Annotated in this window: 26 protein-coding genes and 1 tRNA gene; 4 read left to right on the forward strand and 23 right to left on the reverse strand. The window is 62.2% G+C overall.

The genetic code is table 11. The features are described 5' to 3' along the window. Nucleotides 1–631 precede the first annotated feature (631 nt). The 6 genes from Q0248_RS02650 to rdgB form a co-directional block, all read right to left on the reverse strand. Nucleotides 632–2170 (reverse strand): YifB family Mg chelatase-like AAA ATPase, encoded by a 1539-nt coding sequence (locus Q0248_RS02650; RefSeq protein WP_299319413.1) that lies wholly within the window; start codon nt 2168–2170, stop codon nt 632–634. A gap of 89 nt (nt 2171–2259) precedes the next feature. Further along, nucleotides 2260–2949: a hypothetical protein gene (locus tag Q0248_RS02655; RefSeq protein WP_299319415.1), complete on the reverse strand. Its 690-nt coding sequence runs from the start codon at nt 2947–2949 to the stop codon at nt 2260–2262. A gap of 17 nt (nt 2950–2966) precedes the next feature. Then, nucleotides 2967–5072 carry a GDSL-type esterase/lipase family protein gene (locus Q0248_RS02660; protein WP_299319418.1) on the reverse strand — a complete coding sequence of 702 codons (2106 nt, stop codon included), beginning with the start codon at nt 5070–5072 and terminating at the stop codon, nt 2967–2969. Between the two features lie 16 nt (nt 5073–5088). Continuing rightward, nucleotides 5089–5700, reverse strand: a complete 612-nt coding sequence (locus Q0248_RS02665) for a DUF4294 domain-containing protein (RefSeq protein ID WP_299319420.1) — start codon at nt 5698–5700, stop codon at nt 5089–5091. Nucleotides 5701–5870: 170 nt separating this feature from the next. Continuing rightward, complete coding sequence (locus Q0248_RS02670; protein WP_299319422.1) at nt 5871–6629, reverse strand: lysophospholipid acyltransferase family protein; 759 nt, start codon at nt 6627–6629, stop codon at nt 5871–5873. A 35-nt stretch (nt 6630–6664) separates the two neighbouring features. Then, nucleotides 6665–7252 carry an RdgB/HAM1 family non-canonical purine NTP pyrophosphatase gene (gene rdgB / locus Q0248_RS02675; protein WP_299319424.1) on the reverse strand — a complete coding sequence of 196 codons (588 nt, stop codon included), beginning with the start codon at nt 7250–7252 and terminating at the stop codon, nt 6665–6667. A 102-nt stretch (nt 7253–7354) separates the two neighbouring features. Here rdgB and Q0248_RS02680 point away from each other — a divergent pair, with 102 nt between their 5' ends. Genes Q0248_RS02680 through Q0248_RS02695 form a run of 4 tightly spaced genes read left to right on the forward strand, consistent with a single transcriptional unit; the run spans nt 7355 to nt 10320 of the window. After that, on the forward strand, nt 7355–7747 hold the full coding sequence (locus Q0248_RS02680; protein WP_299319427.1) for an MmcQ/YjbR family DNA-binding protein: 393 nt from the start codon (nt 7355–7357) through the stop codon (nt 7745–7747). Nucleotides 7748–7793: 46 nt separating this feature from the next. After that, nucleotides 7794–8552, forward strand: coding sequence for a biotin--[acetyl-CoA-carboxylase] ligase (locus Q0248_RS02685; RefSeq protein ID WP_299319429.1), 759 nt, complete (start codon nt 7794–7796; stop codon nt 8550–8552). Further along, nucleotides 8542–9318, forward strand: a complete 777-nt coding sequence (locus Q0248_RS02690) for an RNA methyltransferase (RefSeq protein WP_299319431.1) — start codon at nt 8542–8544, stop codon at nt 9316–9318. Before Q0248_RS02685 ends, Q0248_RS02690 begins: the two co-directional genes overlap by 11 nt. Before the next feature lie 6 nt (nt 9319–9324). Next, nucleotides 9325–10320 (forward strand): alpha/beta hydrolase-fold protein, encoded by a 996-nt coding sequence (locus Q0248_RS02695; RefSeq protein ID WP_299319434.1) that lies wholly within the window; start codon nt 9325–9327, stop codon nt 10318–10320. Between the two features lie 73 nt (nt 10321–10393). Here the strand turns inward: Q0248_RS02695 and Q0248_RS02700 are convergent. From Q0248_RS02700 to Q0248_RS02780, 17 genes are all read right to left on the reverse strand, one after another. After that, nucleotides 10394–10469, reverse strand: a tRNA-Gly gene (locus Q0248_RS02700). 80 nt (nt 10470–10549) lie between these two features. After that, entirely contained in the window at nt 10550–10999 is a 450-nt protein-coding gene (locus Q0248_RS02705) for a hypothetical protein (protein WP_299319436.1), read from the reverse strand. A gap of 416 nt (nt 11000–11415) precedes the next feature. Then, complete coding sequence (locus Q0248_RS02710; RefSeq protein ID WP_299319439.1) at nt 11416–12873, reverse strand: TrkH family potassium uptake protein; 1458 nt, start codon at nt 12871–12873, stop codon at nt 11416–11418. Nucleotides 12874–12891: 18 nt separating this feature from the next. Then, nucleotides 12892–14241, reverse strand: a complete 1350-nt coding sequence (gene trkA, locus Q0248_RS02715) for a Trk system potassium transporter TrkA (protein ID WP_299319441.1) — start codon at nt 14239–14241, stop codon at nt 12892–12894. Nucleotides 14242–14243: 2 nt separating this feature from the next. Next, nucleotides 14244–16196 carry a 1-deoxy-D-xylulose-5-phosphate synthase gene (gene dxs / locus Q0248_RS02720; protein WP_299319444.1) on the reverse strand — a complete coding sequence of 651 codons (1953 nt, stop codon included), beginning with the start codon at nt 16194–16196 and terminating at the stop codon, nt 14244–14246. A 7-nt stretch (nt 16197–16203) separates the two neighbouring features. Further along, nucleotides 16204–17568, reverse strand: a complete 1365-nt coding sequence (gene hisS, locus Q0248_RS02725; RefSeq protein WP_299319447.1) for a histidine--tRNA ligase — start codon at nt 17566–17568, stop codon at nt 16204–16206. Between the two features lie 59 nt (nt 17569–17627). Continuing rightward, a complete protein-coding gene (locus Q0248_RS02730) occupies nt 17628–18131 on the reverse strand; it encodes a dihydrofolate reductase (RefSeq protein WP_299319449.1) in 504 nt (167 codons plus the stop codon). 26 nt (nt 18132–18157) lie between these two features. Beyond that, on the reverse strand, nt 18158–18952 hold the full coding sequence (locus Q0248_RS02735) for a thymidylate synthase (protein ID WP_299319451.1): 795 nt from the start codon (nt 18950–18952) through the stop codon (nt 18158–18160). Between the two features lie 498 nt (nt 18953–19450). Then, a complete protein-coding gene (locus Q0248_RS02740; RefSeq protein ID WP_299319454.1) occupies nt 19451–19732 on the reverse strand; it encodes a DUF1294 domain-containing protein in 282 nt (93 codons plus the stop codon). 5 nt (nt 19733–19737) lie between these two features. Then, a complete protein-coding gene (locus Q0248_RS02745) occupies nt 19738–20136 on the reverse strand; it encodes an FKBP-type peptidyl-prolyl cis-trans isomerase (RefSeq protein ID WP_211788165.1) in 399 nt (132 codons plus the stop codon). A 5-nt stretch (nt 20137–20141) separates the two neighbouring features. Further along, complete coding sequence (locus Q0248_RS02750; RefSeq protein ID WP_299319457.1) at nt 20142–20618, reverse strand: hypothetical protein; 477 nt, start codon at nt 20616–20618, stop codon at nt 20142–20144. Nucleotides 20619–20672: 54 nt separating this feature from the next. Continuing rightward, nucleotides 20673–22343, reverse strand: a complete 1671-nt coding sequence (locus Q0248_RS02755) for an alpha-amylase family glycosyl hydrolase (protein ID WP_299319458.1) — start codon at nt 22341–22343, stop codon at nt 20673–20675. Beyond that, a complete protein-coding gene (locus Q0248_RS02760; protein WP_299319460.1) occupies nt 22333–23121 on the reverse strand; it encodes a patatin-like phospholipase family protein in 789 nt (262 codons plus the stop codon). Before Q0248_RS02760 ends, Q0248_RS02755 begins: the two co-directional genes overlap by 11 nt. Nucleotides 23122–23272: 151 nt before the next feature. Beyond that, on the reverse strand, nt 23273–23746 hold the full coding sequence (locus Q0248_RS02765) for a biopolymer transporter ExbD (protein ID WP_211788169.1): 474 nt from the start codon (nt 23744–23746) through the stop codon (nt 23273–23275). Nucleotides 23747–23753: 7 nt separating this feature from the next. After that, a complete protein-coding gene (locus Q0248_RS02770; protein ID WP_299319464.1) occupies nt 23754–24365 on the reverse strand; it encodes a biopolymer transporter ExbD in 612 nt (203 codons plus the stop codon). Between the two features lie 36 nt (nt 24366–24401). Then, entirely contained in the window at nt 24402–24863 is a 462-nt protein-coding gene (locus tag Q0248_RS02775; protein ID WP_299319466.1) for a hypothetical protein, read from the reverse strand. A gap of 27 nt (nt 24864–24890) precedes the next feature. After that, nucleotides 24891–25086: MotA/TolQ/ExbB proton channel family protein (locus tag Q0248_RS02780; protein WP_299319469.1), on the reverse strand; the 196-nt coding region annotated here is incomplete at its 5' end.

Genomic DNA, 25086 nt, shown 5'->3' on the forward strand with positions numbered 1-25086 from the left:
GAAGTGATCGATAGTGTTTCCTTGTCCTAGTGGGCATCCTGATATGCCGCTAGCGAACTCTTGTGTTGATCCGTCTCGTGTCGTGCTGCGCCGTCCCTCTCTCGTGTGGTATCTTCCTATCCGTGCTACGGCGTCTCGGTAGCCTAGTCTTTCCTTTGTTCGTAGCAAAAGTACACACTCCTCCCATAGAATGCAAGCTCTATTTAAGCAAATATATTAGAAAGACATACATAATTATTTATCGAAGCCGCTACAGGAGTAAAATGTGTCAATACGCTACACTCAGCACCGCTTCCCCACCCGTCAGGACAGCGCTTAGGAAGACAAATAACTTTTATCCAAGCCTAGGGAAAGGCGTCTTTTTGCCAAATTCTCCCCGAAATCAGCCTCCCTGGAGCCGCTCCTCCCCCTTCCTAAGCAAAAAGACAGCCCCCCTCAGGGCAGCGCAGTGGATGCCAAGGGGGGGGCTGTCTCGAGGGATAGCGGTCAGCGCTCTGAGGGACGTCAGTCAGCGCCGTGAGGGATAGCAGTCGGGAGGCTGAGGGGTATGGGTCAGGAAGGCGGGGGCTAAGGGGTGGACAAACTGAGGGCAAAGGTAGCACCGCCCCAGCCCTCAGCAGGAGGTCTATAGCTAGCGCCCCCAGCTGCTGCGGTCGAGCTTGCGGTAGCTGATGGCCTCGCTGATGTGCTCCTTGCCTATGGTCTCCTCACCCGCGAGGTCGGCGATGGTGCGCGCCACCTTGAGGATGCGGTCGTAGGCGCGGGCCGAGAGGTCGAGGCGCTCCATAGCGACACGCAGCCGCTCCAGCCCCTCGGCATCGGGACGCGCCAGGCGCTGCGTCAGCGCCGCCGTCATCTGAGCATTGCAGTGCACCCCAGGGCAGTCTGCGAAGCGCTGGATCTGCAGCTCGCGCGCCCGCAGCACCCGCTCGCGGATGGCAGCACTCCCCTCCCCGGGCTCCGTGGCGGAGAGCTTCTCGAAGGGTACGGGAGCGATCTCCACCTGCAGGTCTATGCGATCCAGCAGCGGGCCTGAGACCTTGCCCAGATAGTGCTGCACCTGCTGCGGCGTGCACTCGCAGTGCCGCGTGGGGTGATTGTAGTAGCCGCAGGGGCAGGGATTCATCGCCGCCACGAGCATGAAGCCCGCGGGGTAGTCCACCGAGTAGCGCGCTCGTGCCACCGTCACCTGCCGCTCCTCCAGCGGCTGACGCATGACCTCCAGCACGCTGCGGCTGAACTCGGGCAGCTCGTCCAGGAAGAGCACCCCATTATGCGCCAGGCTGATCTCCCCCGGCTGCGGGCTGGCACCGCCCCCCACCAGCGCCACGGGCGAGATGGAGTGATGCGGCGCGCGGAAGGGGCGCGTCGTCATCAGTGTCACATCACGCCCTAGCTTCCCCGAGACGGAGTAGATCTTCGTCGTCTCAAGGGACTCGCCGAGGGTGAAGGGCGGCAGGATGCTCGGCAGACGCTTGGCCATCATCGACTTGCCGCTCCCTGGAGCACCTATCATCAGGATATTGTGCCCGCCAGCGGCGGCGACCTCGAGGGCGCGCTTGACCCGCTCCTGCCCACGCACCTCGGCGAAGTCCAGCGCCAGCTCCTCGCGTGCCTCGTAGAAGGTACGACGCGTATCGACCTCTACCTCGGGGAGCTCCGCCTGCCCCGTGAGCATATCGATGACGGAGCGGAGCGTGGGGGCGCCATAGACCTTGAGCTGATTGACCACCGCGGCCTCGCGCGCATTATCCTCGGGGAGAATGAAGCCCTCGAAGTGCTCTGCCCGCGCCTGTATGGCTATGGGCAGCGCACCGCGGATCGGGCGGAGCGATCCGTCCAGCGACAGCTCACCCATGATCATGTAGCGCTCGAGGCCCTCCGCTGGGATCTGCCCATCGGCGGCGAGGATGCCGAGGGCCAGCGGCAGGTCATAGGCCGAGCCCTCCTTCCTGAGATCGGCAGGGCTCATGTTGATCACGAGGCGCTTGCCGGGGAACTTATAGCCGCTGGACTCGATGGCGGAGATGATGCGGTCTTGACTCTCCTTGATGGCGGCATCGGGGAGCCCGACGAGCTGGAAGTAGCAGCCGGGCGTGCAGTTGACTTCGATCGTCACCGTCCGCGCCTGGATACTCTGCAGGGCGGCGGCAAAGGTGCGTACGAGCATGGTATATAAGGTATAGGAGCGGGGCGACACCGCCGAGGTGTCGCCCCTAGATTAAGGGAGGGAAAAAGCTAAGGTCAAGTGCCCGAGGGCTACTTGACCTTACCTAGTGTGTCGATATGGAAGAGGCGGGTGGCGGCGGTCCCCGTCAGGCCGTAGCTGCGGCGTAGCTCGGTGACCAGCCCCAGGCTGTCGCAGAAGGCGATGCCCTCGAGGCTATCGCGGCGCAGCTGCTGGCGTGCCTCACGCGCCGAGGGCGTAGGAAGGAGGAAGACGAAGCCGAGGCTATCGGGGCGAGCGGCGGCACGTAGACGGCGCTGCTCGGCAGCCGAGAGGATCTGTCCCCCCTCGGGCGAGGCGAAGACCAGCACCAGCGGATGGCGCGCATAGAGCTCGGAGAGGCTACGCTCGCGCCCCTCGATGTCACGCCCCTCGAAGGGCAGCGCCGCCGTGGGGCTGAGCTGTACGCCCGCTAGAGGCGGCTCCTGCTCCTGCCAGCGCCCTCCACGCAGCTCGTAGTAGCGCAGGCGCTGCCCACCCGCGTGGCTGATGAGCACGGCGTGGTAGCGGCTGGTGTCGGGGCTGAGGCTGAGCGCCGCGTCGTAGTGCAGGAGGCTATCCGTGTACTGCGGCTGGCCGATGTAGGTCACGAGCGCCAGCGTATCGCTTGCCCCCTGCCGCTCGAGCTTGGTCTCGAGCTCGGGGAGGGAGGAGGAGCGGCAGGCACTAGCGAGGACGAGCAAAGCGAGGGCGCCGAGGCTGCGGCTAAGGAGTTTCTTCATCGGAGTACAACTTGTCATTAGGGACGCACATAGTCTTCGCTGAGGGAGAAGGTCGAGACAGGGAGCCCCGTACGGCCTACGAGATTGGCATCGGTATAGGGGCGCCAGGCGTAGCGTACCGTGAGGCGGCCGCCCTGCAGCTGCGTGGGGACGGTCAGCCGCAGCTCAGCCCCCTGCACTCTAGCCTCGACGGGATAGACGAGCCCATCCTCCGTGAGGAGCTCGAAGCCTCGCAGCGGCTGTCCGTCTGAGGTCCTCAGAGCGCTCGTATGGACGAAGCTCAGGAAGAGCTCGCCGCCCTGACGCGTGATGCGCGCCACCTCGGGGCTACGCGCCTCGAGGCTGCGGTAGCCGTAGTCATTATAGAGAGCCAGCAGCGCCAGGCGATGCCCCAGCGGCTGCTTCTGTCGTGGATGGACGTCCTTGGGGTCGCCGTAGTCGCTGGAGACGATCATCTCGAGGCCCTCGGAGGGGCGCTGCATGCGGCGCTGGCTGTCGCGGAAGTGCGGCCAGGAGGGGCGGTTGATGGAGCTGAGCTGCACGTAGTAGAAGGGCAGCGGCGCACCGAAGTAGCTGCGCCAGCTCTTGACCAGCAGGGGGAAGAGACGCTCGTGCACCTCGATGTTGTGCGCGTTCGACTCACCCTGATACCAGAGGACGCCGCGCAGGGCATAGTGCTCCAGCGGACGGATGCCCGTGTCGAAGAGGTAGTGCGGGGCGTAGGGGTGACGCGTCAGCGGGCTATCCTTCAGCTTGACATTCTCCGAGGCACGCTGCCGCACCCAGGGCATGATGAAGTCATTGCTCCGCCAGCGACGCAGCAGCCCAGGGAGCTCCTCCTCGAGGCTCGCGCGGTCGATCCACGCCTCCGTGGGCGCCCCTCCGACGGCGTTGACGATGATGCCGACGGGGACCCTGAGGCTGTCGCGTAGCTCGCGGGCAAAGTGGTAGGCCACGGCCGAGAGGGAGGCAGCCGTCTCAGGTGTCGTGCGCTGCCAGCGGGCAGGCAGGTAGTACTCCAGGCGGTTCAGCGAGTCAAGGAAGCTCACAGGCCAGCTCACGGGGTCGGTAGCGTGCGCGGGCTTCATATCATAGATGCGTAGGAGGCTGTCGGAGGCCGAGGCTGCCTGCTGGCGCGTGTCGGTCTCGCGGAGCATCATCGCCATATTGGACTGCCCCGAGCAGAGCCACACCTCGCCGAAGTAGATATCTCGTAGGGCGAGGGCCTTGGTCTTGGTCGCAATATCTAGTCTGTAGGGTCCGCCTGCCGCATGGGGCGGCAGCTGGAGCGTCCAGCGGCCGTCGTCGGCGGCGCGGGTGGAGAAGCGCTGCCCCTTGAGGCTCACGCGCACCTCTTCACCTGCATTGGCTCGACCGCGCAGCGTGAGGGGACGATCGCGCTGCAATACCATACCGTCGGTATAGACGGCGGGCAGCTGCAGGCCGCCATAATCGCCCGTGATGGCACCGTAGACGGTGCGCGCCAGGATCGCCGCACCCGCAGGGTCGGGGTGGATGGCGTCGGGCAGGTAATGGGGATAGGGATAGAGGGGCTCGTGCAGGTCGATGAGCTGGACGCCCGCCCCACGGGCTACCTGATCGATGGCGTGCTGGATCTCGGTCTGCCAGTCCCGCGTGCCCGACTCGAAGCGCGGGTGCTCCGCCCCTATAGGCGTAGTGCGGGCGATGAGGATGCGCACCTTGGGATTGATCGCGCGCAGAGTGTCAATGAGGTGGCGGTAGTTGGGGACGAACTCGTCCCGGTAGTTGGGCCAGTTGCGCGGGTCGGTATCATTGACCCCGAGGTGGATGACGGCGATATCCGCCTTATAGGCCAGCGCCTGCCGATACTCATCCTGCTGGACGTAGGGGCGGTGGCCGCGCTCCAGGAGGGTCGCCCCTGACTTACCGAAGTTGCCCACCTCATAGCGCTCCCCCAGCATACGCTGCAGGAGCGCAGGGTAGGCTTGCTGCTCTCTATCAGGCAGTAGGTAGCCGTAGGTGATGCTATTACCTATACAGGCTACGCGTAGGGGCTTACCTTTGTGCCGGGCTGCCTGCCCCGTGAGGGAGAGCCCCACGAGGGCGAGCACGAGGAGAAGGGGACGTAGTGCTTGCTTCATATTTATAGTAGGGAGGTCATAGGAGGTGGCGCTCGTAGAGCTGTACGATGCGCTCGGTGACGGCATCGTCGGGGTTGTGCTCGGGGTCGTAGGGCGCCTTGAGGCTAGCGCCCATCACGCGAGAGAAGATCTGCCAGGTCCAGGCGCGGAAGCCCCCGAGGAAGGCCTTGACGAGCTCGTAGCCCGTCATGCCGCACTGGCGGTGGATGAGCTTGATCAGGAGCTGCCCCTGGCGGAGCGTCAGGTCGCGCATCTTGGGCTCCATATCGCGGCGCAGCTCCTTCTCCACGAGCTTGAGGTGTGCCTCCTGCTGCTTCTCGGGCAGTGTCTGCATGTATTCATAGGTCTCGATGATGGTCGCGGCGACGTACTTGGCATAGGGCATGGTCTTCTTGACATCACGGATACGCCGCCACAGCTCGCGTCGCTCCTCTAGGCTCAGCGGGCGTACACGGTGCCGCGCGAAGACATTGACGTCGGGCAGATCCACCTCCACGAGGCTGTCATTGACCGTACGCACGATGGCCTGCCGCGGCAGAGGCGTCTGCGCCACCAGCGGAGCGAGCCCACAGCACAGCAGTACCATGAGGAGGAGGCAAGGACGGAGGGCGAATCGGGGACGTGTCATAGTAAAGCAGGAGCCTAAGTAGATCATCTAGCACGAAGGGCGGGCAGGCAGCTCGGAGCAGCTCCGCGAAGCCGTCCCGCCTCGTCTAGCTAACGCGCGCGGCAGGTCTTTTATTGGGTCAGCACCTCAGCCGAGGCGAGTCCAGAGCTCAGAGCGCGGGCCCTCCAGCGCTAGTCCTTGCGCTCGCGAGGGAGCACCGAGGCGATGGTCTGCTGCGCGTGGCGTGCCGAGGCGGCGATATGTGCGGGAGGCTCGGCCAGCTCGCTCATGCGGAAGGCGGGGTGGATCGTGAGGATGATCTTATGCGGGGAGGGGAGGTAGTGCCCACGCGGCAGGACGTCGTAGGCGCCGTCGATACTGACGGGCAGGATGGGCACATCCAGCTCGGAGGCGATGACGAAGCCGCCCTTCTTGAAGCGCGTCATGCGCCCCGTCTCGGTGCGGCTGCCTTCGGGGAAGATGAAGATGGAGTTGCCCGTGGCCAGCACGCGCTTGGCATCCTCCAGCGTGTGGACGATGGAGGAGGGCTTCGTCTCGTCGACGAAGATATAGTGCGCCGCAGCGCAGGCCTTACCCACAAAGGGCATCTTGCGCAGCTCGGCCTTCAGCACCCACTTGAAGGGGATGCCGATATGCCCATTGAGGGCGAAGATATCGTAGGCGCCCTGATGATTGGCCACGACTACACAAGGCGCGTCGGGGCTAGGCAGATTCTCGCGTCCACGCAGCTCGACAGGGCAGAGGCTCACGGCCAGGCAGACGCGTGACCAGATACTCGTGGCCCAGCTGATGAAGGAGGCGGGAGCACCGAGGAGCCCAGAGAGGATGACGACCAGGCAGCACAGGATCGTCGCCAGGACAAGGAGTGGGCCGCCGATACAGACGAAGTAAAGGAGGTAAAGCGGGCGTAGGAGGGTGCGTACTTGCATAGTCTAGAACTGGTGTAGTATAGGGATCAATGAGCTCAGTCCTTCAGGGCGCGGAGGTAGGTGGCTAGGCGTGCTACGGCGCGGCCTCGGTGACTCAGAGCGTTCTTCTCGGCCTCGCTGAGCTCGGCGAAGCTCCGCTCACTCCCCTCGGGACGGAAGACGGGGTCGTAGCCGAAGCCATGCGTCCCGCGACGCTCGGTGAGGATCTCGCCCTCGACCGCCCCCTCGAAGAAGTGCGTCCCGTAGCCATCAATCAGCGCGATGACGGTGCGGAAGCGGGCACGGCGGGGACTCGCTACGCCGCCTAGACGCTCCAGCAGCAGGGAGACATTGTCCTCCGAGCTGGCCGTATCACCAGCAAAGCGTGCCGAGCGTACTCCAGGGGCTCCGTCCAGCGCCGCTACCTCGAGGCCCGTATCATCAGCGAAGCAATGGCAGCCGTAATGCTCCCAGATGTAGCGTGCCTTGATCAGGGCGTTACCCTCTAGGCTATCGGCCGTCTCGGCGATGTCGTCATGGCAGCCCAGCTCGGCGAGACTGATGACCTCGACTTGCCCAGAGAGGATGGCGCGTATCTCCTCGAGCTTGTGGGGGTTATTACTGGCGAATACTAGTTTTTTCATACATTTGCTTCAGTCATGTCACTGAGCGCACCCACAGGCACCACCTAAGGTGCTGCAAGGCCTCAGCTTACTTAGGCAAAAATAAGGATAAATAGCTTACAGATGGATATAGAGCGCTTCCGTGAGGCCTGCCTAGCACTACCTGGAGCAGTGGAGGAGATGCCCTTCGGGGACGATGTCCTGACGCTCAAGGTAGCGGGGAAGTGCTTCGCCTTCGTCTCCCTCAGAGGCGATGACCTCGATGCCTACCTCAAGTGCGAGCCCGAGTATGCCCTGCAGCTCCGTGCCCACTACGAGGCCATCACCCCAGCGCGCAGCCACCTCAACCGCCAGCACTGGAATAGCGTCTACCTCGACCGAGGCCTCCCCTCGGCAGTCATCCTACATCTTCTTCGCCACTCCTATCGGCGCGTCGTGGCGGGCCTGACCCGCAGCCAGCGCGCTCAGCTGCCTCCGCTCCCTTGGGACGAGGAGCTCGACAGCCCCCTCCTCTAGCCTATCTGGCATCCCACCTACCCCACTTCTAAGCACCAGCATCACTATGGACACCTCACTCCTAGAGTTCATCGACCAGGTCGATAGCACCAACACCTACCTCATGGAGCAGATCGCCTCGGGGCGTAGGCTCCCTCAGCTGCACACCGTCGTCGGCCGTCAGCAGACGGCAGGCCGAGGGATGCGCGGTAATAGCTGGGTCTCCCGTCAGGGCGACAGCGTCACCTGCTCACTGCTCCTGCGCTCGGACATGCTGCAGGGACGTGATCAGTTCGCCGTCTCCGAGCTCATCGCCGTAGCCGTCAGCCGCACCTTCGCCTCCTTCATGACTGAGGAGCAGCGCGAGCAGCTGTCCATCAAGTGGCCCAACGACATCTACTGGGGCGACCGCAAGCTCGCCGGCATCCTCATCGAACACAGCCTGACGGGTCAGCGCGTGGACTACTCGGTCGTCGGCATCGGGATGAACGTCAATGACGAGAGCTTCCCACCCGAGCTCCCCTTCGCCATCTCACTCCGCATGATCACGGGGCACAGCCTCCTGCCGATGGAGATCCTCATCCGCCTGCATGATCAGATCGCGCCGCTGCTACCCGACTTCCTCCTCGGCCACTACGCTGACGTGCACCGCACCTTCATGCGTCAGCTCTACCGCCGCGAGGGCTTCCACCTCTTCACAGACGTGCAGGGACAGTTCCGCGCGCAGATCAAGGACGTCAGCCCCGAAGGCCGCCTCGTCCTCCAGCGTGAGGATGGCTGGGAGCGCGCCTACGCCTTCAAGGAAGTACGCTTCGATGCTGAGTAAGGCCGATCAGAAGCGGATCAAGGCGCTGCAGGAGAGTAAGGCTCGTGCCGCCGAAGGTTGCTTCGTCGCCGAGGGGCTCAAGCTCACCGAGGAGCTCCTGGGGCACTTCGCCTGCGAGCTCCTCGTCCTGCCCGAGCGCCGCTACCCCGAGCTCGAGCCGCTCCTCAAAGGCCTGCCTCAAGGCACAGCCCCGCAGCGGCTCGAGCTCGTCCCCGAGAGCTTCGACTGGACACGCATCAGCGGGCTCAAGCAGCCGCAGCCACAGCTGGCCGTCCTTCGCCTCCCCCAGCCCAGCGCCCCTGAGGAGCCCGACGGCCTCTGCCTCCTCCTCGACCGCGTGCAGGATCCGGGCAACCTGGGGACGATCCTCAGGACGGCGGACTGGTTCGGCATCGAGCATATCTACCTCACCTCTGGCACCACCGATCCCTTTGCCCCCAAGGTCGTACAGGCTACGATGGGCGCACTGGCTCGCGTGCGTATTCATAAGGTGGAGGATAGCGTGAGCTTCGTCCGCGACTTCCCCGGGCGCCGCCTAGGCACCTACCTCGACGGGACGAACCTCTATACCGCGCCGCTCCCTAGCCCCTCCGAGCCCGCGCTCCTCATCATGGGCAACGAAGGCCAAGGCATCCACCCCGACCTCGCTCCCTACATCGACCTCAGGCTGACAATCCCGCCCTACCCAACGGCGAGCACGCATACCGAGTCGCTCAATGTAGCCATCGCCACCGCCCTCCTCCTCGGCGAGCTCCGTCACCCCTAGACTACTATGCACTGGATCATAAGGCAGCTGACCGTACTCCTAGCCCTCTGGCTCCTCTCGACTATCGCTGTGGCGCAAAGTCCCATCGTGCTCGGCGAACGCCTTAGCATCGCCTCACAGCGCTTAGGCGAGACACGCAGCATAGACATCTACCTCCCTCCCTCTTACCACGACCCGAGCCTCCAGCCCCAGGCCTACCCTGTCGTCTACCTCCTCGATGCAGGGGCAGACTTCCGCTACTTCACGACGCTGATGGAGAAGCTCGCCCAGGGCATCCCCAGCGTCCCAGAGCTCATCGTCGTCGGTATCGAGAGCCGCGAGCGGGAGCGGGACTTCGTCACTGGGCGCAAAGCCTTCTGGGACTTTGTCGCAGACGAACTCACCCCGCAGCTCCAGAGTAAGTACCGCTGCAGCGACTATCGCATCCTCGTCGGGCACTCCCTCGGGGGGCTAGCGGTGATCACCGCGCTCTGCGAGCGCCCCGACCTCTTCAGGGCCTACATCGCCCACGACCCGAGCCTCTGGTGGGGGGATAATGCGGGCCTACGCCTCCTAGAGGCACAGCGCCAGCACGACTTCGGCGGGCGCATCCTCTACCTATCCTACTCAGGGCAGAAGGAGCGTGACAATGGGCGCCAGCGACACCAGCAGACGATCTCTGCCCTGCAGCGGATGATTGCCGAGGGAGCCTTCAGACAGCTCGAGATCTACATCGCACACTACCCCGAGGAGAATCACGGGAGCGTACAGGTGCGGGGCAACATAGACCTCATGCGCCGTCTCTTCGCCGAGCTCTTCATCGATCGCAGGGAGATCGAGCTACGCCCCAGCACCATCACGGAGCATTACGAAGCGCTCTCCCGACGCCTACACTACCCCTTCACCCCTGCCGAAGGCTATCTACGCAGTACAGCCAAGTGGCTCGAAGCAACGGGGAAGCGGCAGCAGGCTGAGGAGGTACGCGCCCTGCTCCCAGCTCCGCGCAGTCGGCCCTCTCGCTAGGCCTTAGCCGAAGCCTTAGGTATATAAAGCAAGCGCCCCACGATCATCTGATCGTGGGGCGCTTGCTTTTCTGTGGAGCGGAAGACGGGACTCGAACCCGCGACCCTAACCTTGGCAAGGTTATGCTCTACCAACTGAGCTACTTCCGCCTAGCGCGCTGAGGGCTCATTGCCCTTTTGCGCTGCAAAGATAGCACAAACTTTGTGATCCTGCAAGGGACGCTCCTCGACTAGTAGACGCGCTGGAGGTAGACCGTCTGGTTATCGGAGCCTGGGATGACGAGCTTCAGGAGCTTCTTCTCTTCCTCCAGTACTCCCCTGAAGTAATAGATATCCTTGGGATCCTTGGGGTTATCGAGCTTGAAGGCTACCTCATTACCCTCACGCAGGCTGTAGTGTAGTCTGAGCGTCGTCTTACTCTGTGTCTTCTTGACATCTCCCTTCAGCACCTCGTACTCATGCTTCACATAGTCCGCACTGTCGGCAGAGTAGAAGGTAAGGCGCTGATGGGAGCCTTCGCCTTTCACTCCATTACTATCCTTCTGCGGCCAGAATTCATACTTCTCCCACACCGTCCCCTGAATCCAAGAGGAAGGAGTCTGAGGCTCGTCCTTCTTACAGGAAGAGAGGACACCGAGGCCGAGCGCTAGAGCGCCGAGACATAGGTTACGATAATTCATGAGCTTGATCGATTAAAGTGATAACTGGAGCGAGGGCCGCGAAGACCTGCTTCGCCCAAAGAAATGAGTAGTGATGTGCGTGGCGCATAGGGAGGTGGGGTAAGGGCTGGCAGCGCTTGTTGGCGCTTACCGAGCTTAGCCTAAGCTCCCTAGGACAGGGTAAAGGTACGATAAAATAGACAAGGATAAGCTGAGCGATAGCCCCATCGAGGCAGGGGCGTGACGAAGGCGGTGCAAGGCTCCCTATAAAGGTTGCCGCCCCGCCCCCGTGAGGGAGCGAGGCGGCAGGGATATCAGTCAGGCGCGTGCGAGCTATCCCTCACGACGCTGAGGGATCTCAGTCAGGAGGCCGAGGGATATCCCTCAGCTGCGCTGGAGCATAGGGTAGAGGAAGGGTGGAAGCGGCAGGGAGCAGGCTAGTGTTTCCAGAAGTAAGGCGTCAAGATGCCGATCACGGTGAAGACCTCGAGGCGTCCCGCGAGCATCAGGAAGCAGAGGGTGAACTTCGTCAGCGCCGTAGCCGAGCCCAGCGATAAGGCAAATTCGCCTATCCCAGGGCCCGAATTGCTGATCGCCGAGCAGGCCAAGCTGAGGCTCGAGATGAAGCCATTGCCATCGGCCAGCAGCACCAGTGCGCCGAAGAGCAGCAGGAGCACATAGAGCACGCAGAAGGCGAGGATCTGATGCACGACGCTGACGCTGAGCTGCCGGCCATTCATCAGCACGGGCGTCAGCAGGTGCGGGTGGATCTGCTTCTTGAACTCGTTGTACAGATTCTTGAGCAAGACGATGAAGCGCGACATCTTGAGCCCGCCCGAGGTGGAGCCCGCACAGCCGTTGACGAACATCAGGAGCAGGGCCAGCATCCAGGCAAAGCCACCCCAGGCCGTCACGTCCTGCGTGACGAAGCCCGTCGAGGAGCCCAGCGAGGTCGTCATGAAGAGTGCCGAGCGGAAGGTCTCCTCCAGTGTGCCGTACTCGGAGTGCAGCGCCAGCCACAGCGTCAAGACGAGCGTGATCAGCGCGATAAAGAAGGCGTAGGAACGGAACTCCTCATCCCGCAGCAAGCGCCGCGGCTGCCCCTTGAGGGCGAAGTAGACGAGCGTGATATTGAGGCTGCCGACGAACATGAAGGACGACAGCACGTACTCCGTATAGGGCGAGTGGTAGGCCGCCACTCCAGCATCGCGCGTCGAATAGCCCCCCGTAGAGATACAGGTCATGGCGTGGCAGAGGGCGTCGAAGCAGTTCATCGGCCCCACCCACAGCAGAAGGAAGAGCAGCGAAGTCTCCAGCAGGTACACGCCCCACAGCCAGCGCGCTACGTCGCTGATGCGCGGCAGGAAGCGGTCGTGGGTAATGCCCGTGGTCTCGGCATTGTAGATCTGGCTCGCACCGCCACCGAAGACGGGGATCAGCGCGATGGTGAAGACGACGATCCCCATCCCCCCCTGCCACTGCGTGAGGCTGCGCCAGAAGAGGAGGCTCTTATCCAAGTGCTCTACCTGATAGAAAATAGTCGCCCCCGTGGTCGTGAAGCCTGAGATCGACTCGAAGAAGGCATCCACCACCCCATGCCTCGTCGCATGCGAGAGCGCGTAGGGCATCATGCCCAGCACCGAGAGCAGCAGCCAGACGGAGGAGACGGTGAGCATGCCCTCACGGCGCGAGGCCATCTTGTGCTTCAGCTCACGCCCGAGGTAGCTGAGCCCACTGCCACAGAGGACAAAGGCGGCCAGCGTCACCAGCCAAGGCATCAGCGACTCGTGGTAGTAGAGCGCCATGAGGATCACCGAGAGGAGGATAGCCCCCTCGACGAAGCACATCATCCCAAGGATGCGACTGATGAAGCGGAAGTTGATAGTAGCGCGCACGGGATAGAGGTGTAGCTCCTAGAAGAGCCGCTGCAGCTCGTTGATGGAGATGTCGTGGTAGAAGATGACGACGTGGTCATAGGGCTCGAGGATGGTATCGCCCTCGACCATACAGGGCTGGCCGTTGCGCACCATACCGCCGAAGGTGATATTGGGCGGGAGCTTGAGCTCCGAGATCCGTCGGCCGACGATCTTGGAGTCGCGGCGTGCGACGAGCTCGACGACCTCAGCATTGTTCACGAGCGAGAGGCAGGTGACCTGCCCGGTCTCCTGTCCCAGCAGGATGCGATAGATATAGCCTGCCGCCAGGAGCTTCTTATTGATGAGCGTCCCGATATCCAGGCGGTAGGCCAGCGGGATGTAGTCGATGTTCTCCTCCTTGGCTACGGTCTTGTAGACCTTGTAGCGCTTAGCAGCGAGGCAGGCCAGGACGTTGGTCTCGGAGTTCTCCGTCAGGGAGACGAAGACCTGCGCGTCCTCGAGGTTGACCTCCTTGATGATCTCGGGGTCACGGCCATCACCGTGATAGATCTCTACGTTGGGGGGGAGCTGCTCGGAGAGCTTGAGGCACTTCTCCTTGTCGATCTCGATTAGGGCGATCTCTATGTCGGGCGAGACCTTGGCTATAGTGCGCAGCGCCACAGGGCTAGCGCCCATGATGACCATACGCCTGACGGTGGGAGCGTGCTTGCCCGCCAGCTGACGCACGTAGTCTACGTGGTCGATGCTGCAGGTGAAGAAGACGAGGTCGTTGTGCTGTATCTCCGTATCGCCCCGAGGGATGATGGTCTCGAAGTCGCGCTGTATGGCTACGATGTGGTAGTGCTTCTCCGCCCCTGGCTCCAGCTCGCGGAGGCTATGCAGCGGCTTCCCCACGATGGGCGCCCCAGCACGTACCTTGACACCGATGAGTGCCAGCGCGCCGTTGAAGAGCATCACGTACTGCCGTGCCCAGGGATAGCGGGTGATGGCAGCGATCTCCTCAGCAGCCAGCTCCTCGGGATAGATGAGCCAGTCGACGCCGAGCTCCTCCATCAGCGTGCTATATTCGCTCTCGAGATAAGAGTAGTTATTGATACGTGCGATGGTGCGCTTGGCCCCGACGCGCTTGGCGAGCATGGAGGCCATGATATTGGCCGACTCGTCGGGCGTCACCGCGACGAAGAGATCCGCCCCCTCGACGTGTGCGCGCTCGAGATCCTCCAGTAGTGTGGGGCTGCCCTCGACGGGGAGCACCTCGAGGTGGTGAGCCGCGCGCTCCAGCTTCTTGGCGTCGGCGTCCATAAGGTAGATGTTCTGCTCCTCGTTGGAGAGCATCTTCGCCAGATGCGTCCCTACCTCACCAGCGCCTGCTATGACAATCCTCATGGTTACTCTGCCTTAGCTCGGTCGTCGGGGAGCAGCTCGCGTGCCGCCCGATAGATAGACTCAGCATCGAGCCCACAGTAGGCGCGCTGCTGTGCAGGACTGCCGTGGGCGATGAACTCATCGGGCAGGCCGAGCGTCTTGATCCGCCCGCGGTAGCCCGACTCCATAGCCAGCTGGAGGACGGCCGAGCCGACACCTCCCGCGAGGCAGCCTTCCTCGACCGTGATGAGCGCAGCGCTCTCGGCAAAGACCTCGTCAAGGCGCGCCGTATCGAGGGGCTTAGCAAAGACGAGGTCGATCTGCCCGACTTCGTAGCCCTCGCCGCGCAGTCTGTCGACGACCTCCGTCACCGACACGCCTATGGGGCCGATCGTGAGGAAGCAGAGCTGACGCCCGCCCTCACGGAGGCTACGTGCCTGAGCGTAGGGATAGGAGCTAAGGGGCTGCCTCCAGTCGACGACCGAGCCAGCACCGCGCGGGTAGCGTATGGCGATGGGCCCCTGCCAGTCGAAGCAGGCCGAGTACATCAGCTGACGCAGCTGCACCTCATCGTAGGGCGAGCAGACCGTCATGCCTGGGATGGTACGCAGATAGGCCAGGTCAAAGGCGCCCTGGTGCGTGGCCCCATCCTCACCCACCAGCCCAGCGCGGTCGAGGCAGAAGACGACATGCGTCTCCGTCAGCGCCACATCGTGGATCAGCTGGTCGTAGGCGCGCTGCATGAAGGTGGAGTAGATATTGCACACGGGGATGAAGCCCTCGTGCGCTAGCCCCGAGGAGAAGGTCACGGCATGCTCCTCGGCGATGCCGACATCGAAGGAACGGTCGGGGAAGCGCTCCATCATATAGGTCATGGAGCAGCCCGTAGGCATGGCAGGCGTCACGCCCACGATGCGCTCATCCCGCTCGGCCAGCTCGACGAGCGTGTGGCCGAAGACGTCTTGGAACTTGGGCGGCTCGGGTCTCGTAGAACTAGACTTCAGGCGCTCGCCCGTCGCAGGGTCGAACTTCCCCGGGGCGTGCCATATCGTAGGCTCCTCCTCGGCAGGCGTATAGCCCTTGCCCTTGGTCGTCGCCAGATGCAGCAGACGGGGGCCCTTCATATCCTTGATGTCCCTCAGGATCTGCACCAGCTCCACCACATCGTGCCCATCGACGGGCCCAAGGTAGCGGATGTTGAAGCTATCGAAGAAGTTGGACTGCCCCGAGAGGAGCGCCTTGAGGCGGTTATTGAAGCGCAGCAGCCCCTGCCGCTGGTGCTCCTCCACCAGGTGCAGCTTACGCAGCACGCGGTAGGACTGGTAGCGGACGTTGTTGTAGGCGGGACTGGTGAGCAGCTTGACCATATGACGATTGAGCCCACCGACGTTCTTGTCGATAGACATATTATTATCGTTGAGGATGATCAAGAGGTTGTTGGGGAAGGAGGAGGCGTTGTTGAGGCCTTCGAAGGCCATGCCTCCGCTCATCGCACCATCACCGATGAGGGCGACGACACGGCGCTCGTCATGCTGCAGCTCAGCGCCGACAGCCATCCCCAGCGCGGCGGAGATGGAGTTGGAGGCATGCCCCGCGGCGAAGGTATCATAGGGGCTCTCGGAGGGGATAGGGAAGCCAGCCAGCCCGCCCCAGGTACGCAGCGTGTGGAAGTCCTCACGGCGTCCCGTCAGCAGCTTGTGCACATAGGCCTGATGCCCCACGTCCCAGACGATCCTATCCTCAGGCGTGTCGTAGACGTAGTGTAGGGCTACGGTGATCTCTACGACCCCGAGGTTCGCCCCGAGGTGCCCGGGGTTGACCGAGAGCGCTTCTAGGAGATAGCGACGTATCTCGGCGCAGAGCTGAGGGAGCTGCTCGGGGCTGAGACGTCGAAGCGCCTCCGGGCTGTCGATGGTATCGAGCAGCGGATAGCCCTGAGTGTCCTCAGTGAGCGGTGCTTGTCTCTCTGTATCCATTCCTTGCCTACTTAGTAGCGAAGCGGTCGAAGAGCTCTCCTTCTGAGAGCTGGAGCTGTGTGCCAGCGCGCATATCCTTGACGGTGAAGCGACCTGCGGCACGCTCCTCCTCACCGACCAGCACGACATAGGGGATGGCTAGGCTATCGGCGTAGCCCAGCTGCTTCTTCATCTTCGCCGCCTCGGGATAGAGCTCGGTAGCGACCCCAGCGCGGCGCAGACGAGCGATGATGGGTAGGAGGTAGCTGACCTCCGCGGCACCGAAATTCGCAAAGAGGAGCTGTGTGCCCTGACTCGCAGCCTCTGGGAAGAGGTCCAGCTCTGCTAGCACGTCGTAGATGCGATCCGCGCCGAAGGAGATCCCGACCCCACTCAGTCCATCCATACCGAAGATCCCCGTGAGGTTGTCGTAGCGACCTCCGCCCGAGATGCTACCCATGGCGGCATCCAGTGCCTTGACCTCCAGAATAGCCCCCGTATAATAGGAGAGCCCGCGTGCCAGGCTTAGATCGAGTACCAGTTCAGCCCCGAGCTCCAGCGGCTCGACGTGGTCGAGGATGAAGCTCAGCTCCTCGATGCCCTGCAGTCCCTCGGCGCTCGAGGCGAGGAGCGTACGCAGAGCGGTGAGCTTCTCGCGATTGCTGCCGCTGAGCTTGAGGAAGGGGCGCAGGCGCTCCAGCGCGTCCTCCGCGAGGCCCTTAGCACGCAGCTCGTCGAATACCTTATCCTCCCCGATCTTGTCCAGCTTGTCGATGGCGACCGTCACATCCACGAGGCGGTCCCCCACCCCAGCGACCTCAGCGATGCCCGCGAGCACCTTGCGATTGTTGAGCAGGATACGTACGCGCAGCCCCAGGCGACGGAAGACCTCGTCGATGATCTGTAGCAGCTCGACCTCGCTCAGCAGCGAGGTGGAGCCGATGACGTCGGCATCACACTGGTAGAACTCGCGGTAGCGGCCCTTCTGCGGGCGGTCAGCACGCCATACGGGCTGGATCTGATAGCGGCGGAAGGGCAGCGTCAGCTCCGCGCGGTGCATGACGACATAGCGGGCAAAGGGTACGGTGAGGTCATAGCGAAGTCCCTTCTCACAGACCTTATTGGCGAAGCGCAGGGCATTACGCTCCAGCAGCTCGGCATCGCTCAGGTCACGCAGCGCGTCGCCCGAGTTGAGCACCTTGAAGAGCAGGCGGTCGCCTTCCTCCCCATACTTGCCCATCAGCGTGGAGAGCTGCTCCATCGTCGGGGTCTCGATCTGCCTATAGCCGTAGAGGGCGTAGACCGAGCGTATGGTGTCGAAGATGTAGTTGCGGCGGGCCATCTCTACGGGACCGAAGTCGCGCATGCCCTTGGGAAGTGTTGGTTTCTGCATTGTACTCAGCGGCCTAGCTCACGAGGCCTTGTTGTCTGATAGCTCCAGGGGGAGGGGCGCTACTGGGCGGCCCTACGCTCTAGCTGGAGCACGTAGGTAGGATATGGATTACGTTCGTCTTGGGGATAGGAGGCACGGCTCAGCTCGACCCAGTCCTCGCTCTGCCACTCGGGGAAGAAGGTGTCGGCCTCGGGGAAACGAGCCTCCACGATCGTCAGGTGCAAGGCCTGGCAGTGCGGTAGGGCAGCGGCGTAGAGCTCACCCCCTCCGATGACGAAGGCCTCGGCGACGCCCTCACGCTCCAGCTGCTCGTAGGCGGCCTCGAGCGAAGGGTAGACCTCGGCGTCGGGGAGGCTACGGAGGCTGCGGCTGATGACGACATTGCGCCTATTCGGCAGCGCGCCTTTAGGGAGCGAGGCGTAGGTACGACGACCCATGATGATGGTATGCCCCGTGGTCAGCGCCTTGAAGCGCTTGAGGTCCTCGGGCAAGTGCCACAGCAGGTCTCCGTCCTTGCCTATCGCTCGGTCGAGGCCAAGCGCTGCTACCAGTGTTGTACGCATAGTGAGGGATCTTCTATAGGGGATACTTAGACAGCTACGGGTGCAGCGATGTGCGGATGCGGGTCGTAACCCTCGAGACAGAAGTCCTCGTAGCAGAAGTCCTCGAGGCGCTTCACCTCGGGATTGAGCCGCATACGCGGCAGCGCACGCGGGCTGCGGCCGAGCTGCTCGGCTACCTGCTCCATGTGGTTGCGGTAGATATGGACATCGCCGAAGGTATGGACGAAGTCGCCCGCCTCGAGCCCCGTCACCTGCGCCATCATCATGAGCAGGAGCGCGTAGGAGGCGATATTGAAGGGTACGCCGAGGAAGACATCGGCGCTCCGCTGATAAAGCTGCAGGCTCAGGCGCCCCTCGGCGACGTAGAACTGCATGAGGCAGTGGCAGGGTGCCAAGGCCATCTCCTCGAGCTGCGCCACATTCCACGCCGAGACAAGCATACGCCGGCTGTCGGGGTCGCGCTGCAGCTGCTCGACGATCTCACGTATCTGGTCGATATACCCCCCCTTGTAGTCGGGCCAGGAGCGCCACTGGTAGCCATAGATAGGCCCCAGCTCGCCAGCCTCGTCCGCCCACTCATTCCATATACGCACGCCGTGCTCCTGCAGATAGCGGACGTTGGTATCGCCCTTGAGGAACCACAGCAGCTCGTAGATGATGCTCTTGAGGTGGAGCTTCTTGGTCGTCAGCAGGGGGAAGCCCTCACTGAGGTCGAAGCGCATCTGGTAGCCGAAGGTACTCAAGGTACCCGTCCCCGTGCGATCGCCCTTCTCGTGGCCCACGGCCTGTATATGACGTAGTAGATCGAGATATTGCTGCATTTACTCTGTAGATCTTCGTGCTGGTCGTAGTGACGTCCGTCCTAGCACCATGATGAGAACAAAGATACACATTTTAGCCCGCCTATCCCCGAGCCAGCAGGCACTCTCGCAAGCTGAGGCGTCCGCTACAGCTCGCCGCCGATGAGACATCCGAGGCACGCGCAAGCGAGCTAAGGGGCTCGCCAAGGCTGGGCACGGAGCCTCCTAAGCCCAGCTCCTTGAGGCCCAGCACACAGCTGCGGCCTGCCCTCACCTCGGCCTGCGCTATAGAGGGTACGCGGGGACAACTTCGCCGCAGCGAGGGGACAGCTTCGTCGCAGCGCGGCGAGGGATATCAGTCAGGGGTACTGAGGGATATCCATCACGCTGCTGAGGGACGTCCGTCAGCCTCCTAAGGGATATCCCTCAGCGACCCTCCCCTAATAGGCGGGGAGGGCTCGAGCGACGGGCGGCACAGCACCCGCGGTCTATTTAGCTCGCCTCCTCTCCCCTCAGCCCCTAGTCTACTAGGTAGGCGAAGAAGAGCCAGCTATGCAGTAGCCAGAAGAGCGGGACGAGGTAGCGAAACTTGGCGTGCGCCGTCTTGTGGTGCCAGACGACCATCCCCAGCAGCGCGCCCGTACTGCCGCCGAGCGCGGCTAGCGTCAGCAGCAGCCACTCGGGTGTCCGCCGTCCGCCGCGCTCCGCCAGCCCCTTATCTACTCCGTAGACGATGAAGGTCACCAGCCCCACCAGCGCATAGAGGAGCATGAGGGCTAGGCCTCGGTAAAATTCCTCCATCGCCGCTACATCACGCTAAGGAGCTCGATATCGAAGATGAGGGTCGATCCCCCGGGGATGCCTGGCTGGTCGTACTTGCCGTAGGCCAGCTCGGCAGGCAGGTAGAGCTCCCAGCGCTCGCCCTCGTGCATCTGCTGCAGGGCGATGATCCAGCCCTCTATGAGTTCGCTGAGGCGGAAGGCAGGCGCCACACCCTCGCGGCTGCTGTCGAAGCACTGCCCATCGATCGTATAGCCCGTATAGTGCACGGTGATGATGCTGCGGGCATTGGGCTGCTTCGCCCCCGCCTTCGCCTCGGTGAGTACCTTATAATAGATCCCCTTAGGTAGGGCTTTCACGTCCGCCTCGCGGCTCTTGGCCGTGAGCCAAGCCTTATTGGCTGCGCTATATTCTTTCTTCTTCATATTCCTTAGCGATAGCGTAGGTAGCGGTAGCCGTGATAGACGGCACGGACGACATTATTGAGCAGCACCAGCGGCGAGAAGACAACCCCGAGGACGAGATTGAAGAGGAGCTCGAAGCAGCCCCCGCGGCGCTCGATGATCATCGTCTCCTCGCCACGCCAGGAGCGTAGTCTATAGTACTCGCCCTTGATGCCCCACTGGTAGCCCGCCTGGATCGCCGCCAGCATATAGCCACTGACGTGCGGCCGCCCGCCGATATTCCACTCGTAGCCGACCCAGTAGAGGACGCCATAGATGAGGAGACAGCGGAGATAGTGCAGCGCGCGCTGCCGCTGATAGCGACACCAAGCCTCGTGCTGCTGGCGCTGACAGTCGGGGCAGAGCTGGCGAGCATCCGCCGCGAGGCAGCTGGTGCAGAGCCCTGCGCCACAGCCGCGGCAGGGAGCTACAGCAGGGGTGTGGGGATGTTGCTTGCAGTTCATCGTATGCTATATCTAGGTGTGATACTTCTTCGCGAGACCCCTCGCTCTGCTTTCCTAGGCCTCTAAGGGACGGAGCGCGAGGACGCGGTAGCCACAGGCAGGGAGCGCGAGGCTAAGTGCAGCCCAGGAGCTGAGGCTAAGGAGCTGCGTCTCTCCCGTACGGAGGTCCTCCGCGCGATAGAGTGCTCCCTCGCAGAGGCCCAGCTGCGCAAAGAGATCCTCAGGGAGGGGGAGCTGCACCGTCCCCGTCTCAGCAGCGTAGCTCACGAGGCAGAGCAGCAGCTCGCCCTCATGATGACGCAGGTAGGCGAGGCTACCCTCACCGCTCGGATGCAGGCCATAGTAGCCGCCCGACTGCACGAGTGGGCTGGTGAGGAGGCCGCCGAGCCAGCGGTAGTCGCCGAGTAGCTCCGCCTCCTCCTCGCTCAGGTACTGCGTGCCCCAGCCGCCGCGCTCCAGCCGCTGGAGCTTGTCCAGCGACCAGTAGTCGAAGATGGTCGTACGGCCATCACGTCCGCTGAAGCCCTCGGCATCCATCCCGCGCTCGCCCAGCTCCTGGGCGAAGTAGTGCATCCAGGGATTGGTGCCGCTCAGCGCAGCCACCAGCGAGGAGCGGAAGCCCCGACGGGCGTCGCCGTAGACAAAGTCCGAGGCCAGGCGCTGCTCATCGTGGTTCTCCATGAAGTAGCACATCTCGGGCTGCAGCGCACCCACGGCATCGCGCACGGCGGTGAAGTCCTCGGGCGCGGCCTCCCCACGCCCTATAGCGATGAGCCTATCGTAGACGCCGACCTTATCATAGAGGTAGTCGAAGCCCGCCGCCAGGTAGCTGGCATAGCGATGCGGCTGGTAGATCTCGGCGATGAAGAGTAGGCGGGGGAACTCGGCCTTGAGCTGCGGCAGGCACCAGCCCCAGAAGGCCTCGGGCACGAGCTCGGCCATGTCGCAGCGGAAGCCGTCCACGCCCTTAGCCGCCCAGTAGCGGAGGATGTCGCGCATCTTGAGCCAGGTCGAGGGGATGGGCTCGGTGTGCAGTCCCGTAGCGCCGAGGTAGTCGACCCCGTAGTTGAGCTTGATAGTCTCGTACCAGTCGTTGATGCTGGGCGAGGGGCTGAAGCAGTCGTTGCCCGTAGCACGGGCGGGCTGTTCGCTATAGCGGGGGAGCTCGGGGCTCTGCCGCGGCAGCTCGAGCGTGGTGCCAGGAAGGTAGTAGAAGTTATTGCTGAGGCTGAAGGCAAGCGCGGGATCGTCGCCCGCCCCTAGATCCTCTACCCCCTCGGGACAGACATCCGAATGGTAGCTGCGCGCCACATGATTGGGGATGAAGTCCATGAGGAAGCCGAGCCCCGCAGCGTGCGTACGCTCCACGAGCGCCTCTAGCTCGGCCATACGCTCAGCGGGCTGCTCCGCCAGATCTGGATCGACATCGTAGTAGTCCTTGACGGCATAGGGCGAGCCCGCCACCCCCTTGACCGTGTCGGGGTGGTCGGGGCGTATGCCGTGGGCGCTGTAGTCGGTCTGGGTGGCATGCTCCAGCAGACCGATATACCATACATGGCTAGCCCCTAGGCTACGGATATAGGCTAGGGCCTCGGGCGTGAAGCGGGAGAGGCGGCCGACGCCATTCTCCTTCAGACTACCGTCTGGGATGCGTGTGGTCGTGTCATTGCCCCAGAGGCGGGGCAGGACGGCATAGATAAAGGGCTTGGCAGTGCTATTCTTCATGCTTTGTATTACTATTCGTAGAGGGAACGAGGGGCGCAAGCTCCTGCTTGGCCAGCTCGTAGCCGATCTTCATGAGAGACTCGGCAGCCCTGACCTCAAACATCCCATAGCGCGTCACCTCGGGACTCTCCAGCAGGTAGTCACAGGCTGCACAGTCCGGGATCGCATTCTGACGGAAGACGAGCTCCCAGGAGCGGTTGGCCACAGAGAGCATCGTATGCTCGCCCTCGTGGGGCTGCACGGGACCGAGGTTCACCCCGATGACCTCATCGCAGTCCTGGCGTATCGTCGTCACGGGGAAGTTACGGAAGAGCCCCCCGTCGACATAGGTGTGCCCGTCGATGACCACGGGGGTGAAGAGGATGGGCACCGTGCAGGAGGCGAGGATGATATCCGCCAGCCTCCCCTCCGTGAAGACGTGCTCCACCCCCGCATCCAGGTCAGTGGCCACGATACGCATAGGCAGCGGGAGCTGCTCGAGGCGCTTGTAGGGGAGGTTGCGCTTGAGCAGGCGATGGAAGGAGGTCGTACGGAAGAGCCCGCCATCCCTGAGCGCCAGGCTCGTTGCCTTGAGGAAGCCCACCTTGCTGAAGAGCTCGTAGATCTCCTGAGGGGCGTAGCCCGAGGCGTAGAAGGCGCCCATGATGGAGCCCGCACTGGTACCCGCGATGATCTCGGGCTGTATGCCCGCCTCTGCCATATAGCTCATGACACCGAGGTGCGCGAAGCCCTTGATGCTGCCGCCACTTAGGGCGAGTCCTAGTCGATATGCTGCCATAGTCTATTGCCTTATAGGGTCTTGCTGCTGCTAAATAGAGTCTTGCTGCAAAGGTAAGGATAGTCGGGGGAATCCGAGAAAAGGACAGCGCCCCGCGGGAGTCGAGACTCCTGCGGGGCGCTGCTTATGCTGTAGGGCGTAGACTAGCGGACTATTTCTTCGCCTGACGTGCCGAGTAGCTCAGGTTGAGCGCGTCTGCACGACGTAGTTCTTCCTTGATCTGGGAGATGATGTTCATCTTCGTCTCGCGGTCAGCCTTGAGGGATACCTGCATCAGCTTGCGGCGCTCATCCTTGATCTTACTCTCTGCCTGCTTGATGTAGCTGTAGACAGCGGTAGGATTGGAGGTCACCTGGTCGTTGAGCTGGATCGCGGAGTTGCTCCCGTACATCGCGCGGTACTCCTTGTTGGGCTTACCGACGTAGATGAAGGTTACGAGCGACTTCTCCTCGAGCTTGGTCAGCTCGGTAGCGTTCGGCAGGTTGCTGAAGCTCACCTTAGGCGTCACCTCACGGATCGTCGTCACCATCATGATGAAGAAGAGGAAGGCGAAGACCAAGTCAGGGAGAGAAGAGGTGTTCAACTCGGGCATCTCGCGCCCACCTGATTTATTGAATTTTCCCATTTCCTTCTTACTTCTTTACGAGGTTAGACAGAGGCATCTCGGAGATGTGCATAGGATATGCATCCGTGACGGACTTCTTCTGCTCGGGCGTGAGGTCCTCAAAGCCCTTACCGAAGTTCTGCTTGGCGAACTTATCCCACACTTCATTGTAGGCCTTGATCAGCTCGTTCTGCACGTTGACGTACATCTGATAGCTGGTCTCGACCTCATTCTTGATCGAGATCGCGTAGCCGCTGGTGATGACCTTACGATTCCCTAGGCCGACGATCTCGCGGACCTCGAGCTCGGGGAGGTAAGGCTTCTCCTCAGGGTTCATGATGAACTCAACAGCGTAGTCCTTGAGCTGGTCTAGCTTGACAGGGATCAGCTGGTCGACGCCAGCATTGTCCTTACGAGAGACCACGATCTCATCGGAACGGTTGACCAGCAAGCGCATGATGTTGCGGTCGTTGATCTCCACTTGCTGCTGCTGCTCTTGCTTAGGGGCGATCGGCGGTAGACGACGCTTCAGCCCCTTATCAGTATCCATTGAGGTTGTAACCAAGAAGAAGATAAGCAACATAAAAGCGATATCGGCGGACGATGACCCGTTGATACCGGGAGTCTTTCTTTTTGCCATAGTGCTTTCTGCTTTATTCGTTATTGATTACAGACCTTATCGCTTCAGAGCCTTGGAGACACTACCCCAGAGGGCAGCTCCCAGAGTGACGATGAAGAGGACGTAGATAGAGTAGAGCCACATATCGGTGACCTTGAGCCAGCCAGACGTATTGTAGGTCTGCGAAGCCTCATTAAGGCCAGCGATGGGGGTACCATCACCGATAGCGTAGGTGATGACGAGCAGTGCCACGAAGGCACCGAAGCCCGCCAGGGAGGACACGAGGCCCTTTTTGTTGGACGCAAAGTTGATCACAGCGAAGATCGCCGTAGCGGCGAAGGTCACCAGGAACAGTGCGTAGGTCCAGAAGAGTAAGAGACCCGTGTACGCGTAGTCCTTGTTGCCCTTAGCGTCGATCTCAGCGCCTCCGAAGAAGAAGACGGCGAAGATGATGACGCTGATGACAGACAGAGCCAGTAGCGTAGAGCTGGATACCTTACGTATCTTAGTTACAGCCATTGCTTATTCTGGGTATGGGTGAGTGTATTAGCGCTTCTCGTTGTACTTAACGACGAGGTCAAGCAGCGTGATGGAGGCATCTTCCATGCGGTTGAGGATGCCTTCTACGAGGGAGAGGATGTAGTTGTAGAAGATCTGGAGGATGAGGGCTACGACGAGACCACCGATGGTCGTGATCAGAGCGACCTTCATACCACCTGCAACGACCGTTGGGCTGATGTCA

The sequence above is a fragment of the uncultured Porphyromonas sp. genome (genome assembly GCF_938046015.1).
In the GTDB taxonomy this organism is placed as follows: Bacteria; Bacteroidota; Bacteroidia; order Bacteroidales; family Porphyromonadaceae; genus Porphyromonas.

Excerpts from the sequence above, each read along its gene's own strand:
- Q0248_RS02650 (WP_299319413.1), bottom strand. The coding sequence starts at position 2,170 with ATGCTCGTACGCACCTTTGCCGCCGCCCTGCAGAGTATCCAGGCGCGG.
- Q0248_RS02655 (WP_299319415.1), bottom strand. The coding sequence starts at position 2,949 with ATGAAGAAACTCCTTAGCCGCAGCCTCGGCGCCCTCGCTTTGCTCGTC.
- Q0248_RS02660 (WP_299319418.1), bottom strand. The coding sequence starts at position 5,072 with ATGAAGCAAGCACTACGTCCCCTTCTCCTCGTGCTCGCCCTCGTGGGG.
- Q0248_RS02665 (WP_299319420.1), bottom strand. The coding sequence starts at position 5,700 with ATGACACGTCCCCGATTCGCCCTCCGTCCTTGCCTCCTCCTCATGGTA.
- Q0248_RS02670 (WP_299319422.1), bottom strand. The coding sequence starts at position 6,629 with ATGCAAGTACGCACCCTCCTACGCCCGCTTTACCTCCTTTACTTCGTC.
- rdgB (WP_299319424.1), bottom strand. The coding sequence starts at position 7,252 with ATGAAAAAACTAGTATTCGCCAGTAATAACCCCCACAAGCTCGAGGAG.
- Q0248_RS02680 (WP_299319427.1), top strand. The coding sequence starts at position 7,355 with ATGGATATAGAGCGCTTCCGTGAGGCCTGCCTAGCACTACCTGGAGCA.
- Q0248_RS02685 (WP_299319429.1), top strand. The coding sequence starts at position 7,794 with ATGGACACCTCACTCCTAGAGTTCATCGACCAGGTCGATAGCACCAAC.
- Q0248_RS02690 (WP_299319431.1), top strand. The coding sequence starts at position 8,542 with ATGCTGAGTAAGGCCGATCAGAAGCGGATCAAGGCGCTGCAGGAGAGT.
- Q0248_RS02695 (WP_299319434.1), top strand. The coding sequence starts at position 9,325 with ATGCACTGGATCATAAGGCAGCTGACCGTACTCCTAGCCCTCTGGCTC.
- Q0248_RS02705 (WP_299319436.1), bottom strand. The coding sequence starts at position 10,999 with ATGAATTATCGTAACCTATGTCTCGGCGCTCTAGCGCTCGGCCTCGGT.
- trkA (WP_299319441.1), bottom strand. The coding sequence starts at position 14,241 with ATGAGGATTGTCATAGCAGGCGCTGGTGAGGTAGGGACGCATCTGGCG.
- dxs (WP_299319444.1), bottom strand. The coding sequence starts at position 16,196 with ATGGATACAGAGAGACAAGCACCGCTCACTGAGGACACTCAGGGCTAT.
- hisS (WP_299319447.1), bottom strand. The coding sequence starts at position 17,568 with ATGCAGAAACCAACACTTCCCAAGGGCATGCGCGACTTCGGTCCCGTA.
- Q0248_RS02730 (WP_299319449.1), bottom strand. The coding sequence starts at position 18,131 with ATGCGTACAACACTGGTAGCAGCGCTTGGCCTCGACCGAGCGATAGGC.
- Q0248_RS02735 (WP_299319451.1), bottom strand. The coding sequence starts at position 18,952 with ATGCAGCAATATCTCGATCTACTACGTCATATACAGGCCGTGGGCCAC.
- Q0248_RS02740 (WP_299319454.1), bottom strand. The coding sequence starts at position 19,732 with ATGGAGGAATTTTACCGAGGCCTAGCCCTCATGCTCCTCTATGCGCTG.
- Q0248_RS02745 (WP_211788165.1), bottom strand. The coding sequence starts at position 20,136 with ATGAAGAAGAAAGAATATAGCGCAGCCAATAAGGCTTGGCTCACGGCC.
- Q0248_RS02750 (WP_299319457.1), bottom strand. The coding sequence starts at position 20,618 with ATGAACTGCAAGCAACATCCCCACACCCCTGCTGTAGCTCCCTGCCGC.
- Q0248_RS02755 (WP_299319458.1), bottom strand. The coding sequence starts at position 22,343 with ATGAAGAATAGCACTGCCAAGCCCTTTATCTATGCCGTCCTGCCCCGC.
- Q0248_RS02760 (WP_299319460.1), bottom strand. The coding sequence starts at position 23,121 with ATGGCAGCATATCGACTAGGACTCGCCCTAAGTGGCGGCAGCATCAAG.
- Q0248_RS02765 (WP_211788169.1), bottom strand. The coding sequence starts at position 23,746 with ATGGGAAAATTCAATAAATCAGGTGGGCGCGAGATGCCCGAGTTGAAC.
- Q0248_RS02770 (WP_299319464.1), bottom strand. The coding sequence starts at position 24,365 with ATGGCAAAAAGAAAGACTCCCGGTATCAACGGGTCATCGTCCGCCGAT.
- Q0248_RS02775 (WP_299319466.1), bottom strand. The coding sequence starts at position 24,863 with ATGGCTGTAACTAAGATACGTAAGGTATCCAGCTCTACGCTACTGGCT.